We start from the raw sequence: 15552 nt of genomic DNA on the forward strand, positions 1-15552 counted from the left end.
GGCCGTGCGGGACCCCTCCATCAGACGATCCGTCGCGCTCTTCCGTGCCTTCCTGCGCGAGCAGTCCGACCCTGCGTACTGCTACGGCCTGCTCGCGCGGGACGCGGTGCAACAGGTGGAGCGCTACATCCCGTTGGAGGGCCGCACTGTCGTGGACGTAGGCGGCGGCAGCGGGCACTTCACCGAGGAGTTCCGCCGCCGGGGAGCGCACTGCTATCTGTTCGAGCCGGACCCGGAGGAGCTGCACGCCGGCGGCCGCGAACCGGAAGGCGCGGTGCTGGCCGACGGCTATCTGCTGCCACTGGCCGGCGGGGTGGCGGATGTGTGCTTCTCCTCCAACGTGCTGGAGCATGTGGCCGATCCGCAGACGTTCCTGTCCGAGATGGTCCGCGTGACCCGCCCCGGCGGGCTGATCTACGTGTCGTTCACCAACTGGTACTCCCCCTGGGGCGGCCACGAGACGGCGCCCTGGCACTACGTGGGGGCCGAACGTGCCCGCGCCCGCTACCGGCGTCGTACCGGCCGCCCCGCCAAGCACACCCTCGGCGAGAACCTGTTCGCCGTGCACATCGGACCCACCCTCCGTCACGTGCGCGCCCGGGACGACGTGGAGATCGTCGCTGCCCGTTCCCGCTACTGGCCGTTCCTCGCGGGCGCGATCACCCGCGTGCCCGGGCTGCGCGAGTTCGCCACCTGGAACCTCCTCCTCATCCTCCGGCGGTGTCCCTCATGACCACGACCGTCCAGGCGCCACCCCAGACCCCGGCTCCCTCGCCGCGGCCCGCTCCCCCTCCGGAGCGGCCCAGGGGCCGCCGCTGGTTGTTCGGTTTCTGGGCGGTCGTCCTGGTCGCCTTCCTCGCCAAGTCGCCGGGGAAGATGACGTTCGAGACGAAGCTCGGAGTCGCGGCCGACCCCTGGCAGTTCCTGGGCGACCTGGGACAGCTGTGGCACGACAGGGGCGGTTTCGGCGGGATCGCCGACCAGTACGCCGGCTACCTCTTCCCGGCGCTGCCGTACTACGGGCTGACCGATCTGCTCCAGATACCGACCTGGCTGGCCGAGCGGCTGTGGATGTCACTGATCGTCTCGGCGGCCTTCTGGGGCGCGCTGCGGCTGGCCGAACGGCTGGATGTGGGCACGCGCGTCACCCGGCTGCCCGCCGCGGTGGTCTACGCCCTGTGGCCCACCTACACCATCGTGATCGGCTCCACCTCGGCCGCCGCGCTGCCGGGCGCCGTACTGCCGTGGGTGCTGCTGCCGCTGGCCTCCGCCCTGGTGGCGCCCCGGGTCGCGGCGGCCCGCTCGGCGTTGGCGATCCCCTTCATGGGCGGTGTCAACGCGGCCTCCACCCTTGCTGCGCTGCTGCCCGCGCTGCTGTACGTCGCCACCCGTACCGGACGCACCCGTCGCACCCTGCTGGCCTGGTGGCTGCCGGGCGTCGTCCTGGCCACCATCTGGTGGTGGGTGCCACTGCTGCTGCTCGGCACCTACGGCGAGGACTTCATGCCGTACGTGGAGAACGCGGAGACCACCACCGGCACCATGTCGGCCACCGAGATGCTGCGCGGCAGCGGCAACTGGACGGCCTATCTGCACTTCGGCGATCCATGGCTGCCCGCAGGGTGGACGGTGGCGGCCGGCTGGACGGCCGTTCTGGGCGGCGCCTTCGCCGCCGCGCTGGGTCTGGCGGGGCTGGCGCGCCGTGACCTGCCGGAGCGGCGCTGGCTGCTGCTGACGACAGTGACCGTCACCGGCGTCATGCTCGCCGGGTACGCGGGAGCGCTGGGCGCACCGTTCGCCGAGCAGATCCAGGGCTGGCTGGACGGCTGGCTGCGCCCGTTCCGCAACATCTACAAGTTCCAGCCGGGGCTCGCCCTCGCGCTGACCTTCGGGCTCGCCCATCTGATGGCCGTCGCCCTCAGCACCCGCGGTACCAGGGCGCTGCCGGGCCGCCGCATGCTGCTGTGGGCGGCGACGCTGGCCGTACTGCCCGGACTGTGTCTGCCGTACGTCAACGGGGACATCCTCCAGCCGGGCGCGTTCGACAAGCTGCCCAAGCACTGGCAGCAGACGGCGGACTGGCTCGAGAAGAAGTCGCCGCACACCCGCGCCTATGTCACCCCGGCGACGGCGCACGGCATCTACAGCTGGGGCTCCCCCATCGACCAGCCGCTGGACGTGCTCGCCAAGTCCCCCTGGGCACAGCGCGACTACGTGCCGTTCGGCACCCCGGGCAACCGCAGGGCGACCGACGCGGTGGAACAGGCGCTGATGAGCGGCGGCGAAGTCCCCGGGCTGGCCGACTTCCTGGCCCGCGCGGGCCTGTACGACGTCGTCGTACGCAACGATCTCGATCCCGACCAGCTGGGCTACGTACCGCCGCAGACCGTCAAGCGCACCCTGGAGGCGTCCGGCTACCGGAAGGTGAAGGGCTTCGGTCCGACGCTGACGGGGGGCCGTATTCCCGAGGGAACGCCCGTCCAGGTCGCCGGTTTCTACCCGCGCCAGCAGGCTGTGGAGATCTACCGGCCGACAGGTACGACGCGCCCGGGGAGGGCGGCGCTCAAGCCCGTCTCGCAGACGGCGGTGGTCAGTGGTGGCCCCGAGGCGCTGTTGCCGCTGGCCGGCGACAAACGGATCAAGGGCAGGCCGACCGTGCTGTCCGGGGACAACCATCCGGGTCTCGGCACCCCGTCCCTGCAGGTGAAGGGGGATGGGCTGCGGCGCGCCGACACTCGCTTCGGGCTGGTGAACACCAACACCTCGTACACCTACACCGCCGGTGAGCGGAACCATCCGGACAGCCTCCAGCAGCCCGGTGAGAAGCCGAAACAGATCCTGCCGACCAACGGCACCGAGCATCAGACGACGTCCGTGCTGCGCGGTGCGAAGTCCGTGACCGCGTCCAGCAGCGGCAACTGGCTCTTCCATCTGCCGCAGTACGAGCCGGTCGGTGCCTTCGACGGCAACCCGAACACCGCTTGGGCGGAGGGCTCGGCGGGTGAACCCGAAGGCCAGTGGATCAAGGCCGAGTTCCGGGGCAGTGTCGACATCCCCCGCGAGATCGAGGTGACGCCGCTGACCGGTGACGCCACCCGCGCGGCACCCACCCGGGTGCGGGTGGAGACCGAGCACGGCAGCGCCTCCAGCTTCCTGCGGCCCACGGGGGAGCGGCAGCAGATCAAGGCACCGCAGGGCTCCGCTCGGTGGCTGAAGCTGACCATCACCGAGGCGCAGCCGCCACGCGCCGGGCTGTCGGGTGCCGGATTCGCCGAAATCAGCATCCCTGACGTACAGGTGACCCGGCTGTTGAAGCTCCCGGCAGACGCTGGAGACGACGGTGCGGACAGTGAGCTGGTTTCGCTGCACCGGGGCGACGATCCCGGTGGCCTCTCACCGGTCTCCGCCGAGGTCGGTCTGCACCGTAAATTCACCACTGCTGCGAGCTCCGACTACGACGTACGCGCGCGGGCGCTGCCCGTACCTGGCGGCGAACTCGACCGGCTGCTGGACGAGTCGGCGCCCGGGTCGCGCGACCGGATCACGGCATCGGTCGACTCGATGGCCAGGACCGGCACCGCGCTGAGTGCACGCAATCTGGTGGACGGAAATCTCTCCACCGCGTGGATCGCCGGCGACAAGCCGACCATCCGGCTCAAATGGCCCGAGAAGCGGGAGATCAGCGAGGTTGTGCTCGCCCCGGCCGGCGGCATCTCCGCAGCGGCCAAGGAGGTGCGGATCAGCTCGCCGGACGGTGCGACGACGGCCGGGGTCGACAAGAACGGCCAGGCGCGCTTCGAGCCGATCGAGACGGACGAGCTGACGCTCACGGTCACCAAGACCACGTCGCTGACGGTTCACAACCCCCTCGCCGACCGGCAGCTCCAGCTGCCTGTCGGGCTCAACGAGGTCTATCTGCCCGCGCTGGACGACTTCCGGGTGCCCGCGCCCAAGGCCGACCAGAAGTTCGAACTCCCCTGCGGCAAGGGCCCGGTGCTCGCCGTGGACGGCACCCTGCACGCCACCAGGGCGGCCGGGAAGGTCCGCGACCTGACCGAGCGGCGCCCGATCGACATACGGCTGTGTGCCGGCGAGGCGGAGGACGGCAGCCTGGAACTGGGCGCCGGCAGCCACACCGTGGAAGCCGGTGACGCCGGACCGCTGGCCATCACCGACGTCACGCTGGGCAGCGGCGACGAGGGCGCGGCAGGTGCCGAGAACGCGGCAGGTTCGGAGCCCGGCCAGCGGCCTCGGGACCGTACGAGCTTCGCGCGCGACTGGGCGGGCGACGAGCGCACCGTCGAGGTGGGCGACGGGCCCGCCGCCTACCTCCAGACGTACGAGAACGCCAACGACGGCTGGGAGGCCACCCTCAACGGCAAGAAGCTGCGTCCGCTGCGGCTCGACGGCTGGCAGCAGGGCTTCCTCGTGCCGGCGGGCGAGACGGGCACGGTCAAGCTGGAGTACCAGCCTGCCACCTGGTACAAGGCCGGGCTCGTCGCGGGCGGGCTGGGCATCGTCGCCCTGCTGTGCCTGGCCTTCATCGGCATGCGGCGTGGTACGCCGCTGGGTGCCGGGGAGGAGCGCGATCCGGTGCCGCCGCCGGGCTGGGTGCTCGGCACGGGGGTGCTCACCCTGGTGGTCGCGCTGGTAGCGGGCCCGTATGCGCTGGTCGTCCCCGCGCTGGCGGTGGCCGCCCGGCTCCGGCCCGGCGTGCTGGTGCCGGTGGCGCTGCTGGCCATGGCGGGCGCCGGGGTGGTCGCGGCCCTGGGCACCGGGTCGGCCCTCGCGGACGGGGAGGGCGCCTTCGGGTACGTGGCACAGGCGCTGGCCCTGCTGGCGCTGGCCGCTGCACTGGTGACGCTGCCCGCGCGGGAGCCGGAGCCCGCCGCCGCGGAACCGGCGCCGGGGGCGCCCGATACGGGGCAGCCATCACCGGTGGCGCCGGCGATGGAGCAGCCTCCGCAGCCGCAGCGCCCGCCGTACGCCCCGGAGGCCGCGACAGCGCCCCTGCCGCCCGTGCCACCCGCTCCGCACGGCGGGCACGCCCGGACCCTCCCGGACGGCCCCGCCGGGCCGGGACCGCACGCACGGCCCGCCCAGAGCCCTCCCGGCGAGCAGCACAAACCGCACGAGGGGGAGGACCCCGCCCCATGACACCACCCCACAAGGGCGCAAGTGCCACCCCCTCGCACGAGGGCGCCACACGGCACGGAGCGGCAGCACAGGCCGACGCCGCATCGGCGGGCGCTACTCCGGACTGCGCCGCTCCGGACCGCACCGCTCAGGACCGCGCTGCTCCGGACCGCACCGCTGAGGGCGCAGCGGCGCACAGCGGCGCGGCCCGCGCGGAGGGGGCGCACGAGTCCACCGTCGTATCGGGCGGGGCGGCCCCGCAGTCGAGCTCCGGCCGTGTGCACGGCAGCGAGGACAGCAGAGACGGCGCGGGGCAGCGGGCGTCCGCCGCGGCGGAGCGGCGCATTCCGTTCCCCACTGTCGACGAGATAACCCGGCACTGTCTGGACGACGACGAGCCGGAGACGGTGCATGTGGAGATCCATCTGCCCGCGCTGCCCGACCCGGACCGGCTGCGGGCCGCGTTCGCCGAGGCGATGCGGCGGCACCCGCGCATTCTGCTGCGGCAGGCGCCCACCCGCTGGTGGCGGCCCCGGTACGAGTGGGTGCTGACTCCGGAGCCGGAGCGGGATCCGGTCTCCTTCCCGGGCGGCACCCTGGAGGAGGCACGGGAGCGGGCCCTGGCGGAGTGCCCGCCGCTGGATGCCTCGCCGCCGTTCCGTGCCGAGGTGATCGAGCGCGGGGACGGGTGCGTGCTGTTGGTGACGATCAACCACACGGCGCTCGACGGCCCGGCGTGTCTGCGGGTGGTCGCAACAGCGGCCGAACTGTACGGCGGCGCCGACAACTCCCCCGCGCCGCCGCCTGTAAGGACCCCCGCCGAGCAGCGGGGCGCGGACGTGGAGTCCGCTCCGGGCGGACGGATCTGGACGCGTCCGGCCCGCGTCGCGGCGGACACCCGGCATCCGGGTACGCCCGGCAACGGCATGCTGATCGCCGACCTTCCGGTGCCCGCCCGGCCGCCCCGCGCGCCGGGCGAGCCGGCCGCCTACACCGTCAACGACCAACTGCTGGTCGCCACCTGGCTGATGGTGGCGCGCTGGAACAGCGCACATGAGGAGCCCGTACGGCCCGTCCGGATCACCATGCCCGTCGACGACCGGCCCCGCACCGCGGATATGCCCATCGGGAACGGGACCCGGCTGGTGGAGGTCACATTCGGGGCGCAGGAGCGCGAGCTGTACGGGGTGCTGGCGGCGCCCGGCGCCCCCCGCGCGTGGGGCCGGGAGGTGATCGAGCGACTGCTGCGGTCGACCGCGGCCCGCACCCGTGCGCTCAAGGCCGCCGACCGGCCCCAACTCGGCTTCAGCGGTGACCTGCTGACCACTCCGCTGCTGCCGGTGGGACTGCGCGCAGCCGGCATCCGCACGCTGCGCAGGGCAGCGGGGCCGTGGGCGTCCACCACCCTGCTGTCCAACATCGGCCGCGTTCCCTACCCGCTCGACTTCGGTGACGCGGGCCGCGCCCGGGCGGTCTGGTTCTCGGCGCCCGCCCGAGTGCCGCGCGGCCTGTCCGTGACGACCGTCTCGACAGGCGGGCGGCTCCAGCTGGCGCTGCGCTGGTCGCACGCCCGGCTGGACGACAGCGCGGGCCGGCGCCTCGGCACCCTGTTCGCCGAGGCACTGGCAGCCACCTCCTACGTGCCGAGCATGTCTGACGAGTCGAACGGGGAGCCCTCGTGAGCGGCGGCACCAGCACCCTGCAGCAGCTCTACGAGGACCCCGCGACCCCGGTCGCCTCCGGCCCCGACCGTGCGCGGCGCCAGGCGGCGATCCTGGCACGCGCCCTGGGGTCCGCCCCGTCCACCGTGCTGGACATCGGCTGTGGCGACGGCAGTGCGGCGGCCACCGCCGCGCGTTCGCTCCCGGGGCACCGGCTGGTGGGTGTGGACTGGTCGCAGGACGCGCTGCGCCGCGCCTCGGCGCACCTGACGGCCGTACGGGGCGAGCTGTCAGCGCCCGGCCTGCCGTTCGCCACGGGCTCGGCCGACGCGGTGCTGTTCTCGGAGGTGATCGAGCACCTCGTCGACCCGGACGCCGCACTGGACGAGCTGCACCGGGTGCTGCGTCCGGGGGGGCATCTGCTGCTGTCCACGCCGAACCTTGCCGCCTGGTACAACCGTGCGCTGCTGTTGCTGGGCACCCAGCCGGTCTTCTCCGAGGTGTCGCTACGCGGCATCCACGGCCGTCCGGGCTCTCAAGTGGTGGGCCATCTGCGGCTGTTCACAGCGCGTGCGCTGCGCTCGATGCTGCCCGCTGCCGGTTTCCGCGTCGTACGGATCGCCGGGGCGCCGTACCACGATGTGCCGCGCCCGCTGCGTCCGCTGGACCGCGCCGCCTGCCATATGCCGTCCCTGGCCTCCATCCTGCTGGTGCACGCGCGCGCGGTGCCACGGCAGGGCGGGGCGCTGCGCGGTGAGCCGCCCGGGGAGGAGGGCAGCTGATGCTCTGGGGCGTCGCGGCGGCGCTGCTGGCCAACCTGCTCTTCAGCGCGGGCTTCGTCATCGAGAAGCGGGCGCTCTCGGCGCTCCCGCCGCTCTCCGCGGGGCACCCCGCCCGGCTCGTACTGCATCTGCTGCGCAGCCCGCTGTGGATCGCTGGTGCCGCCTCGCTGCTGCTGGGGTTCGCCGCGCAGCTCGCCGTCTACCGGACGCTCCCCCTTGTCGCCGCTCAGGGGCTGTTCGTCACCGGTCTGGTGATGCTCCTGCTGCTGTCCACCCTCTTCCTCGGCGAGCGGTCCAGCGGACGCGAGCGGCAGGGAATGCTGGCCATTCTGGCGGCACTGCTGATGATTGTCTTCTCGCTGCACGACAGCTCCGAGACGATCAGCAAGCTGGCACCCGTCCCCCTGCTGCTCGTCATCTGTCTGCCCTCCCTCGCGCTGGGTCTCGCACTGTTCCTGTCGGCCGAGCGGCGCTCCAGAAGGCGCCACCGGCTGCCGACGGCAGGCGTGCCCTACGGGGTGGCGGTGGGCTTCCTGTACGGAGTCAGTTCGCTGGCCATCAAGGGCGTCGCCGGGCTGCTCGACCTCGGCGACCCGGGCGGCACCGTGGCGGCGCTGCTCACCTCGCCGTACCCCTACCTCCTGTTGTTCACGGGGACGACCGGACTGGTGCTGTCGCAGACGGCGTTGCAACGGTGCCGCGCCTCGCTGGTCGTACCGGTGTGCACGACGGTGAACTTCCTCTATGCAACGGTCAGCGGCACCGTCGCGTTCGCCGAGCCGCTCCCCGACGAGCCGCTGCGGCTCGCCCTGCGGCTGGGTGGCGCCGCGCTCGCCGTCTGCGTCCTGGTCGCCCTGCCCCGCCATGAACCGGATGCCGAAACCAGCCGTCGGAACCCGGAGCCGAAGCCTGTGCCGAAGGCCCTCCCGCCCGCCGGGCGCCCGCTGTCGGCGACGCTGCCGCCCGCGCGCCCCGAAGACCCACCCGAAAGGCAGTGACCATGTCCCCCTTCTCCGCCGACGACCCCCTGCTGAAGATCCTTGCCTGTCCGCTGGACAAGGGCCCGCTCACCCTGCTCCAGCCGGAGGAGGCGCTCTACAACCCGCGCCTGCGCCGCCGCTACCCCATCGTGGACGGGATTCCGCAGCTGCTCCCCTCCTCCGGTGAGCAGGTCGGCGACGAGGAGCACCAGCGGCTGCTGAAACGCCTCTCCGAGCCGGAGGCCCCCTCCTCATGACTCTCGCCTCCCGTATCGGCCCGCACCTGCCAGGACGCCTGCTGACCGCCGCTACCGACCTGCTGTACCCGCGCTTCGAGCCGGAGCTGGCGCGGCTGGCCGACTTCTGCCCGTACGGCGGCACAGCTGTCGACATCGGCGGCTGGTACGGGCCGTGGACGCGCCGGCTGGCGCGGCGCGCCGACCGTGTGGTCACCCTCGAACCCGTCCCCCACCTGGCCCGGCGACTGCGTGCCGCGGCGCCGCCGCACACGGAGGTCCTCCAGGCCGCCGCCAGCGACCGCTCGGGGACGGCGACACTGTGGCTGCCGCCCGACGGGCGCGGCGACCGCGGCGTCTCCTCACTGGTGCGGCGCGAGGTGCACCAGGCGACGCTGGATGTGCCCTGTCTGCCACTGGACGAGCTGGGTCTGACCGATGTCACCCTGCTCAAGATCGACGTGGACGGCAGTGAGCTCGCCGTGCTGCACGGCGCGGAGGCCACCGTCACGCGCGAGCGGCCCGCTCTCTTCATCGAACTGGAGCTGCGGATCCAGCCGCTCGCACCGGTGCTGTCCCTGTTGTCCGCACTCGGCTACACCGGCTGGGTGCTGCCCGCGCGCACCTGGGTGCCGCTGGCCGACTTCGACCTGGCCGCACACCAGCGGCGTACAGCGCACGTCGCGGAACACGGACTGCTGCGCCGTTCACTTGCGCCGCACCGGCGGTATGTGAACTCGGTGCTCTTCCTCCCGGCCGGCCGCAGACCGGGAGGGCTGGACTAGGGCTTGGGCGCAGACTGCCCAAGCACAGCAGGGGCAGACGTGCCCCGTAAGGGGCGCGGGGAACTGCGCGACCAGCCACAACCGTGCCGCAGCCCGCAAACGACAGCCAGGGGCACCACCTCACCGGAACAACGGAGGACCCTCACGCAGTCTTGCGGGGCCGCGTGGACTTCTTCGCGGCCGGCTTCTTTTCGGCGGTCTTCTTGGAGGCGGTCTTCTTGGTGGCCGTCTTCTCGGCGGCTGTCTTCTTGGTGGCCGTCTTGGCCGCGGTCTTCTTGGCCGGTTCCTTCTTCCCCGCTGTCTTCTTGGTCGCCGCCTTCTTGGTGGCCGTCTTCTTGGCGGGACGCTGGCGTTCCGTCAGCTCGTGGACGGTCGCCTCGCCCTCCTGGCGCCCGCTTCTGGCCTCCTGCACGCTGCGTTCCAGTACGGACATCAGGTCCACCAGCTTGCCGCCGCCCGCCTCGGTCCTGCGGCGCAGCTCCTCGGGCGGAGGCCCGGTGCCCTCGGCCTTCGCCCTGACGAGCTCTTCCAGCGCCTCCCGGTACTCGTCCCGCAGGTCATCCCAGTTCAGCTCGCCGAGCGTCTCCATGAGGGTGTCGGCCAGATCGAGTTCGGCGTCCCGCACTGCGACCTGTCCCTCGGGGGCCACCCCGCCGACCGAGCGGATCTCGTCGGGCCACAGCATGGTGTGCAGCGCCAGCGCGTCCTCGTACACGCGCAGCATGCCCAGGCTCTCCCGGGCCCGCAGCGCCAGCTTGGCGACGGCGACCTTGCCGGATCTTCGCAGCGCCTCCCGCAGCAGCACATACGGCTTGTCGGCGCGCTTGCCGTCGGCGGCCAGGTAGTAGGAGCGGTCGAGCTGGATGGGGTCGATCTCCTCGACGGGTACGAAGCCGAGGATCTCCACGGTCTTGGCGGTGGGGAGCGGGAGGGCTGCCATGTCGTCGTCGGTCAGCAGCATGGTGTGGCCCTCTTCGGTCTCGAAGCCCCGGCCGATCTCCTCGCGCGGCACCTCCTCCTCGTCCAGCTCGCACACCTTGCGGTAGCGGATGCGGCCCCCGTCGGCAGTGTGCACCTGGTGGAAGGAGACGCTGTGGTTCTCGGTGGCGGCCACCACCTTGATCGGGATTGAGACCAGCCCGAAGGAGATGGTCCCTTTCCAGATTGAACGCATACTTTGTCCCTTCTATGGGACTCTCAGGGTATGCCTCACACGGAGATCGGGGGCCACCGCTTGGCCCTCAGCAACCTCGACAAGGTGCTCTATCCGGCGACGGGGTTCACCAAGGGCGAGGCGATCCACTACTACGCCTCGATCGCCGACGTTCTCCTGCCCCACCTCGACGGACGCCCCCTCTCCTTTCTGCGCTACCCGGACGGCGTGGAGGGCGAGAAGTTCTTCACCAAGCACGTCCCGCCCGGCACCCCCGACTGGGTGACGAGGCGCAAGATCAGCGTCGTCAGCAAGGAGCCGCTGCACCAGGTCCTCATCCAGGACGAGGCGACATTGGTGTGGGCGGCGAACCTGGCCGCACTGGAGCTGCACACTCCGCAGTGGCAGTCGGACCACCAGGCCGAGGCGGACCGTCTGGTCTTCGACCTCGACCCCGGCGAGGGCGCCGACATCATGGACTGCCGCCGGCTCGCCGACTGGCTCCGCAAGCGGGCGGGCGACGACGGCATCGCCCTGCTGCCCAAGACCTCCGGCTCCAAGGGCCTGCATCTGATCGCGCCGATCGAGCGCACCCCCTCCGACCGGGTCTCGGCGTACGCGAAGAAGCTCGCCCAGGAGGCGGAGGCGGACCTGCCCGACCACGCGGTCAGCAAGATGGCCAAGAACCTGCGCCCGGGGAAGGTCTTCGTCGACTGGTCGCAGAACAACCAGGCCAAGACCACTGCAGCCCCCTACACGCTGCGCGCCAAGGAGCGCCCCACCGTCTCCACCCCGCTGACGTGGGACGAGCTGGCCGCCGCCAAGAAGCCCAAGGACCTGGTCTTCCTCAGCTCCGACCTGCCGCCGCGGATCGAGGAGTGCGGCGATCTGCTGGCTCCGCTACTGGAGGGCGCCGGGAAGAAAGACGGCCGGGGCCGCATCCCCGGATAGCAGCCGGCGGCTCACCACCCGGGACGCAGCCCCGGCCACTTCCCCGCTGCCTCTCAGTGCGCCTCGGCGCCCCAGTCGCTGCCCGCCCGGGCACGATAGTCACGGACCGTACGGACGCGATCACTCACCGGCGAGGGGAGTCGGTCCTGGACCGCATCGGCCGCCTTGGCCGCCGCCTGTCGCCCGCTGAGTGCCGCGGCCTCCCCCGCGTTGCGTACCGCCGGGTTCTCCGCGATCCTGCGCACGGCCTTCCTGAGCTGCTCGTACCGCTCGCGTCCCGCGCGGGCGCCGAGCACGTAGCCGACGGCCAGTCCGGAAACGAACGTGAGCCGGTAGCGCATAGCTTGCCCCTTCTCTCGGCTGGTGGTCCTGCTGCCGGGCTCCGGCGGCTGCGAGCACCGCCGGGGCACCTGGAGGGGTACCGCGGATGGGCGGCGGCAATACCGATTTCGGGGCACCCCCTGGCATGCGCTAATGTATTCCTCGCCGCAAGGGAGCGCCCCGGGATTCCGGAGCGTGACCGACAAGACGGTCCCGTGTAGCTCAATCGGCAGAGCAGCCGGCTGTTAACCGGCAGGTTACTGGTTCGAGTCCAGTCGCGGGAGCAGTACCTGAAAGGGCCCCTTCCCCGGGGCCCTTTTTCCATGCCGTCACTCGTCCGGGACCGGTGCGGGGACGTTCTTCCCTGATCTGCACGGAAGTTGACCACGAACGGGAACCGATCACCCTTGGTTCGCGGTCCTCACCTGCGTAGATCTCCCCCGGCGCGGGCGGCAGATCCTATGAACGGTTATGCTGCGGCAGACGGCGCGCACAGATGTGCGCGGTGCGCCGTTACGGGGCGGTAGCTCAGCCGGTTAGAGCAGCGGACTCATAATCCGTCGGCCGTGGGTTCGAGTCCCACCCGCCCCACCACAGCACAACCGCGCAGAATCGTTCCCAGCTGCGCTTTCGGCGGGGCGCTCCGGAAGACCGGGCGCCCCGTGCGGTATATCGGGCGGCAGTCCGGCCCGGAGTCCGGGCCCTCTGGCCGGTCACCCGATCGTGGTGGCCCCCGCCCTCACCCGCAGCCCGCAGCCACGCCTGCACCCGCGTTCGCACGCGCGGCGGGCGTCGCGCGGGCCACACAAGAGGGCGCCAGGACGACCCCGCGCGCCTCCCCTGATCCGGGCGTATCAGCAGCTGCCCCGGCGGCGTTCAGTCTCCGGACGCCTTCGGCGAGGACTCGGAGGACGGCGTGCCCCTGGAGGCCGACGGGCCGGTGGCCGGCGCCAGGCGGTTGATCGCACCGACCACGTACGCGGCGTACGGGCGCAGCCGGGGCAGCAGGTCGTCCCAGCGTTCGTCCTCCCGTCCGAGATAGCCGGCGCGTGCGCGGGCCAGTACGGGCCGGTGCTCGGCGGGGAGGCGGGCGAGAGCCCAGTCGGCTGCTGCGTCCTTGGGCCGGACGAGCCCGGTCGCCAGCGTCGTCCAGATCCGGGCGAGCGTCAGCACGACGTTGCGTGTATCCGGCTCCAGTTCGGCCAGCAGGTCCGGAACTCCGGCGACCAGCGCGTGACGGAGGTCCTCTTCGGGGACGGGATCGAGAACGTCCGCGGGCGGTGGCCCGAACAGCGGGGTGTCTCCGTGCAGCACCATGGTGATCAGCGGGGCGAGGTCGGGGTCCGGCTCCGGTGCGGGCGTCTCGCCTCGTTCGTACGCGTCGCGCAGCCACTCGCCGTACTGGAACTCGCGGCGGGGAGGGTAGCGCCAAGGGCGGACGTCGTCCTGGACGACGACGGTCAGCTCCACCGGGCGGGCGGGGCCGAGCCGGGCCTGCTCGCCGGAGATCTCCAGCAACCCCTGGACGAGCTCCCTGCGTTCCCGCTCGGAGGTATGCCGTCGCAGTACGGCGAACACGTCCACGTCGCTGTGCGGCCGTAGACCGCCGAGCACCGCGGAGCCGTGCAGATAGCCGCCCACCACATCAGGACCGAGCACACGGCGGACCAGCCGCACGGTGTCCATTGCCTGTGTCACCGGCCCTCCTCCCCTGGCTCAGGGCGGGTTGCGGCCCTCGCCCCCTTTTCCGCTCTTTCCCGCTCTTTCCCGCGAGCGCATACCCCGGCCATGCGGACACGATACTGACGGCCTCCTCCACCCTCCCCGACCGCACATCGGCGTGGGCGAGGCAGAGACCCAGCGTGTCAATGATGGTTGACATGAAGGGCTTGTCAGCTTAGGTTGACAGCATGGCAGAAACGGAAGCGGATGAGGCCGATGAAGCCGTGCACACCGCCCAGGCCGCTCTGAACGGTGATCCCACGGTCGGACTGCGGGCCGTCGCCGCGCTGCGGCGGCTCGCGGAACGGCTGGAGGTGCTCCAGGTCGACAGCGCACGCCGGCAGGGCTGGTCCTGGGACGAGATCGGCGCGGCCCTCGGGGTCAGCAGGCAGGCCGTACACAAGAAGCACGCGAAGCGGACAGGGAGGTAGGGCCGATGTTCGAACGGTTCAGCAAGGAGGCGCGGGACGTGGTGATCCGTGCGCAGGACGAGGCCAATTCGCTCGGGCACGACTGGATCGGCACCGAGCATCTGCTGCTCGCGGCACTGCACCACCCGGAACAGCCCGGCGCGGCGACGCTCGTCCGGCTCGGCATCAGTACGGCGTCCTGCCGGGCGGCGGTCGCGGGCGTGGTGCCGGGGGCGCAGGAGGATCTCGGCCCGGAGGACGCGGAGGCGCTGCGGGCCCTCGGGATCGACCTGGAGGCGGTCCGCAGGCGCGCGGAGGAGTCGTTCGGCGAGGGCGCGCTGGACTCCGGCCGCGCGAAACGGGGACGCGGGCGCGGCAAGGGCGAGGGCACGCTCACCCGTCATGTGCCGTTCGCCGCACGTGCGAAGAAGGTGCTGAAGCAGGCGCTGCGGGAGGCGGTGGCGCGCAAGGACCGGGGCATCGGCGTGGCGCACCTGGTGCTCGGAGTGCTGCGCTCCGAGGACAACATCTCCCTCGCCCTCTTCGCCCGGCTCGGCATCGAGCCGGGGATGGTGCGTGAGCTGGTGCTCGACGATCTGCGTACGGCCGCCTGAGGCAGCAGTGGCAACTGAGGTCGCCAAATGATGTGACGCCGTGTCAACTGGCCGCTGGCGGAGGCTTGGTGGCGCACAACCGCGCACAACCGCGTACAACCCCTCGCGGTACCAACGTGTCGTACTGGGTATCCGGCGCATCGAGCCCATGCCGCTGATGCCAGGGATATCTCGTATGAGAGCGTTCTTCACCAAAGAGGGGGAAAAATCACTATGCGTTCCAACCACTTCTCCAAGGGCGCACTGGTTGCCGCGACCACGGCGCTGGTGCTGCTGCCCGCCGGGGCGGCGTACGCCGGCAGCGGTCCCGCCACTCCACCGTCCAACCCGCAGAAGCTGGCCCGATCCACGGCCCCCTCTCCCGAGGGGAACCCGGCGAGCAAGCTGGCGCAGGCGACCGGTGTCTGCGACGACGCCGTGCCGATCGGCGAGCGTGGACTGATCAAGCGGGGCTCGCAGACGATCGCCTCGGTCAAGCAGTTCTACTCGAAGAAGTGCAACGAGAACTACGGCTATGTGTGGGTGTGGGAGAGCTTCCGCAAGACCGCGGCTCCCTATGACATCACCGCGGGCGTCTACAGCTACAGCGACGACTCGGTTCACGCCGCCAAGGCGTGGAAGGCCACCAAGCAGCAGGAGTTCTGGACGGACGGGGCGAACACGGTCGAGGACTGCTCCTCCGGTGTGGGCAGTCTGCGCCCGGCGGGCTCGCCGCAGAGCTACCAGGCGTATTCCGAGAAGCGCTGCTGATCCCGTGCCGCACCGCTGATCCCCGGCCGCGCAGCTGATCCCTGCTGCACG

14 protein-coding genes and 2 tRNA genes are annotated in these 15552 nt (G+C 71.7%); 13 read left to right on the forward strand and 3 right to left on the reverse strand.

Going from position 1 to position 15552, the window contains the following annotated elements:
- Positions 1–4 precede the first annotated feature (4 nt).
- From ACTWP9_RS24780 to ACTWP9_RS24810, 7 genes are read left to right on the forward strand one after another with little or no spacing between them, the layout of a single operon-like run.
- Positions 5–733 carry a class I SAM-dependent methyltransferase gene (locus ACTWP9_RS24780; protein ID WP_443248470.1) on the forward strand — a complete coding sequence of 243 codons (729 nt, stop codon included), beginning with the start codon at positions 5–7 and terminating at the stop codon, positions 731–733.
- On the forward strand, positions 730–5157 hold the full coding sequence (locus tag ACTWP9_RS24785) for an alpha-(1->3)-arabinofuranosyltransferase domain-containing protein (protein ID WP_443248471.1): 4428 nt from the start codon (positions 730–732) through the stop codon (positions 5155–5157). Before ACTWP9_RS24780 ends, ACTWP9_RS24785 begins: the two co-directional genes overlap by 4 nt.
- A complete protein-coding gene (locus tag ACTWP9_RS24790; RefSeq protein WP_443248472.1) occupies positions 5154–6818 on the forward strand; it encodes a condensation protein in 1665 nt (554 codons plus the stop codon). Before ACTWP9_RS24785 ends, ACTWP9_RS24790 begins: the two co-directional genes overlap by 4 nt.
- Positions 6815–7579 (forward strand): class I SAM-dependent methyltransferase, encoded by a 765-nt coding sequence (locus tag ACTWP9_RS24795; protein WP_443248473.1) that lies wholly within the window; start codon positions 6815–6817, stop codon positions 7577–7579. Before ACTWP9_RS24790 ends, ACTWP9_RS24795 begins: the two co-directional genes overlap by 4 nt.
- Positions 7579–8577, forward strand: a complete 999-nt coding sequence (locus tag ACTWP9_RS24800) for a DMT family transporter (protein ID WP_443248474.1) — start codon at positions 7579–7581, stop codon at positions 8575–8577. Before ACTWP9_RS24795 ends, ACTWP9_RS24800 begins: the two co-directional genes overlap by 1 nt.
- Positions 8578–8579: 2 nt before the next feature.
- Positions 8580–8816, forward strand: coding sequence for a Trm112 family protein (locus ACTWP9_RS24805; protein WP_443248475.1), 237 nt, complete (start codon positions 8580–8582; stop codon positions 8814–8816).
- Positions 8813–9580, forward strand: coding sequence for an FkbM family methyltransferase (locus tag ACTWP9_RS24810; RefSeq protein WP_443248476.1), 768 nt, complete (start codon positions 8813–8815; stop codon positions 9578–9580). The genes ACTWP9_RS24805 and ACTWP9_RS24810 overlap by 4 nt, the downstream gene beginning before the upstream one ends.
- Positions 9581–9722: 142 nt before the next feature.
- On the opposite strand, the gene ku is transcribed toward ACTWP9_RS24810, so the two are convergent.
- Positions 9723–10754 (reverse strand): non-homologous end joining protein Ku, encoded by a 1032-nt coding sequence (gene ku, locus ACTWP9_RS24815; protein ID WP_443248477.1) that lies wholly within the window; start codon positions 10752–10754, stop codon positions 9723–9725.
- Positions 10755–10784: 30 nt separating this feature from the next.
- Here ku and ligD point away from each other — a divergent pair, with 30 nt between their 5' ends.
- Entirely contained in the window at positions 10785–11684 is a 900-nt protein-coding gene (ligD, locus tag ACTWP9_RS24820) for a non-homologous end-joining DNA ligase (RefSeq protein WP_443248478.1), read from the forward strand.
- A 53-nt stretch (positions 11685–11737) separates the two neighbouring features.
- Here ligD and ACTWP9_RS24825 read toward each other — a convergent pair whose 3' ends face one another.
- On the reverse strand, positions 11738–12025 hold the full coding sequence (locus ACTWP9_RS24825; RefSeq protein ID WP_443248479.1) for a YtxH domain-containing protein: 288 nt from the start codon (positions 12023–12025) through the stop codon (positions 11738–11740).
- 191 nt (positions 12026–12216) lie between these two features.
- Between ACTWP9_RS24825 and ACTWP9_RS24830 the strand changes: the two genes are divergently transcribed.
- Positions 12217–12289: transfer RNA gene (locus ACTWP9_RS24830), tRNA-Asn, on the forward strand.
- Positions 12290–12522: 233 nt separating this feature from the next.
- Positions 12523–12599: transfer RNA gene (locus ACTWP9_RS24835), tRNA-Ile, on the forward strand.
- A 282-nt stretch (positions 12600–12881) separates the two neighbouring features.
- Here the strand turns inward: ACTWP9_RS24835 and ACTWP9_RS24840 are convergent.
- Positions 12882–13691, reverse strand: coding sequence for an aminoglycoside adenylyltransferase family protein (locus tag ACTWP9_RS24840; protein ID WP_443248574.1), 810 nt, complete (start codon positions 13689–13691; stop codon positions 12882–12884).
- A gap of 224 nt (positions 13692–13915) precedes the next feature.
- On the opposite strand from ACTWP9_RS24840, the gene ACTWP9_RS24845 reads away from it, so the two are divergent.
- From ACTWP9_RS24845 to ACTWP9_RS24855, 3 genes are all read left to right on the forward strand, one after another.
- Entirely contained in the window at positions 13916–14158 is a 243-nt protein-coding gene (locus tag ACTWP9_RS24845) for a hypothetical protein (protein ID WP_443248480.1), read from the forward strand.
- Between the two features lie 5 nt (positions 14159–14163).
- Positions 14164–14751, forward strand: coding sequence for a Clp protease N-terminal domain-containing protein (locus ACTWP9_RS24850; protein WP_443248481.1), 588 nt, complete (start codon positions 14164–14166; stop codon positions 14749–14751).
- 213 nt (positions 14752–14964) lie between these two features.
- The gene (locus ACTWP9_RS24855; RefSeq protein WP_443248482.1) at positions 14965–15501 is read left to right on the forward strand and encodes a hypothetical protein; all 537 of its coding nucleotides are present in this window, start codon (positions 14965–14967) and stop codon (positions 15499–15501) included.
- Positions 15502–15552: the final 51 nt, after the last annotated feature.

This window comes from Streptomyces sp. 3N207 (genome assembly GCF_052246355.1).
Classification (GTDB): Bacteria; Actinomycetota; Actinomycetes; order Streptomycetales; family Streptomycetaceae; genus Streptomyces.

Bases quoted from the DNA above. Each gene is read 5' to 3' on its own strand.
- ligD (WP_443248478.1), top strand. From the start codon at position 10,785: ATGCCTCACACGGAGATCGGGGGCCACCGCTTGGCCCTCAGCAACCTC.
- ACTWP9_RS24825 (WP_443248479.1), bottom strand. From the start codon at position 12,025: ATGCGCTACCGGCTCACGTTCGTTTCCGGACTGGCCGTCGGCTACGTG.
- ACTWP9_RS24855 (WP_443248482.1), top strand. From the start codon at position 14,965: ATGCGTTCCAACCACTTCTCCAAGGGCGCACTGGTTGCCGCGACCACG.
- ACTWP9_RS24785 (WP_443248471.1), top strand. From the start codon at position 730: ATGACCACGACCGTCCAGGCGCCACCCCAGACCCCGGCTCCCTCGCCG.
- ACTWP9_RS24790 (WP_443248472.1), top strand. From the start codon at position 5,154: ATGACACCACCCCACAAGGGCGCAAGTGCCACCCCCTCGCACGAGGGC.
- ACTWP9_RS24845 (WP_443248480.1), top strand. From the start codon at position 13,916: ATGGCAGAAACGGAAGCGGATGAGGCCGATGAAGCCGTGCACACCGCC.
- ku (WP_443248477.1), bottom strand. From the start codon at position 10,754: ATGCGTTCAATCTGGAAAGGGACCATCTCCTTCGGGCTGGTCTCAATC.
- ACTWP9_RS24810 (WP_443248476.1), top strand. From the start codon at position 8,813: ATGACTCTCGCCTCCCGTATCGGCCCGCACCTGCCAGGACGCCTGCTG.
- ACTWP9_RS24840 (WP_443248574.1), bottom strand. From the start codon at position 13,691: ATGGACACCGTGCGGCTGGTCCGCCGTGTGCTCGGTCCTGATGTGGTG.
- ACTWP9_RS24805 (WP_443248475.1), top strand. From the start codon at position 8,580: ATGTCCCCCTTCTCCGCCGACGACCCCCTGCTGAAGATCCTTGCCTGT.
- ACTWP9_RS24800 (WP_443248474.1), top strand. From the start codon at position 7,579: ATGCTCTGGGGCGTCGCGGCGGCGCTGCTGGCCAACCTGCTCTTCAGC.
- ACTWP9_RS24850 (WP_443248481.1), top strand. From the start codon at position 14,164: ATGTTCGAACGGTTCAGCAAGGAGGCGCGGGACGTGGTGATCCGTGCG.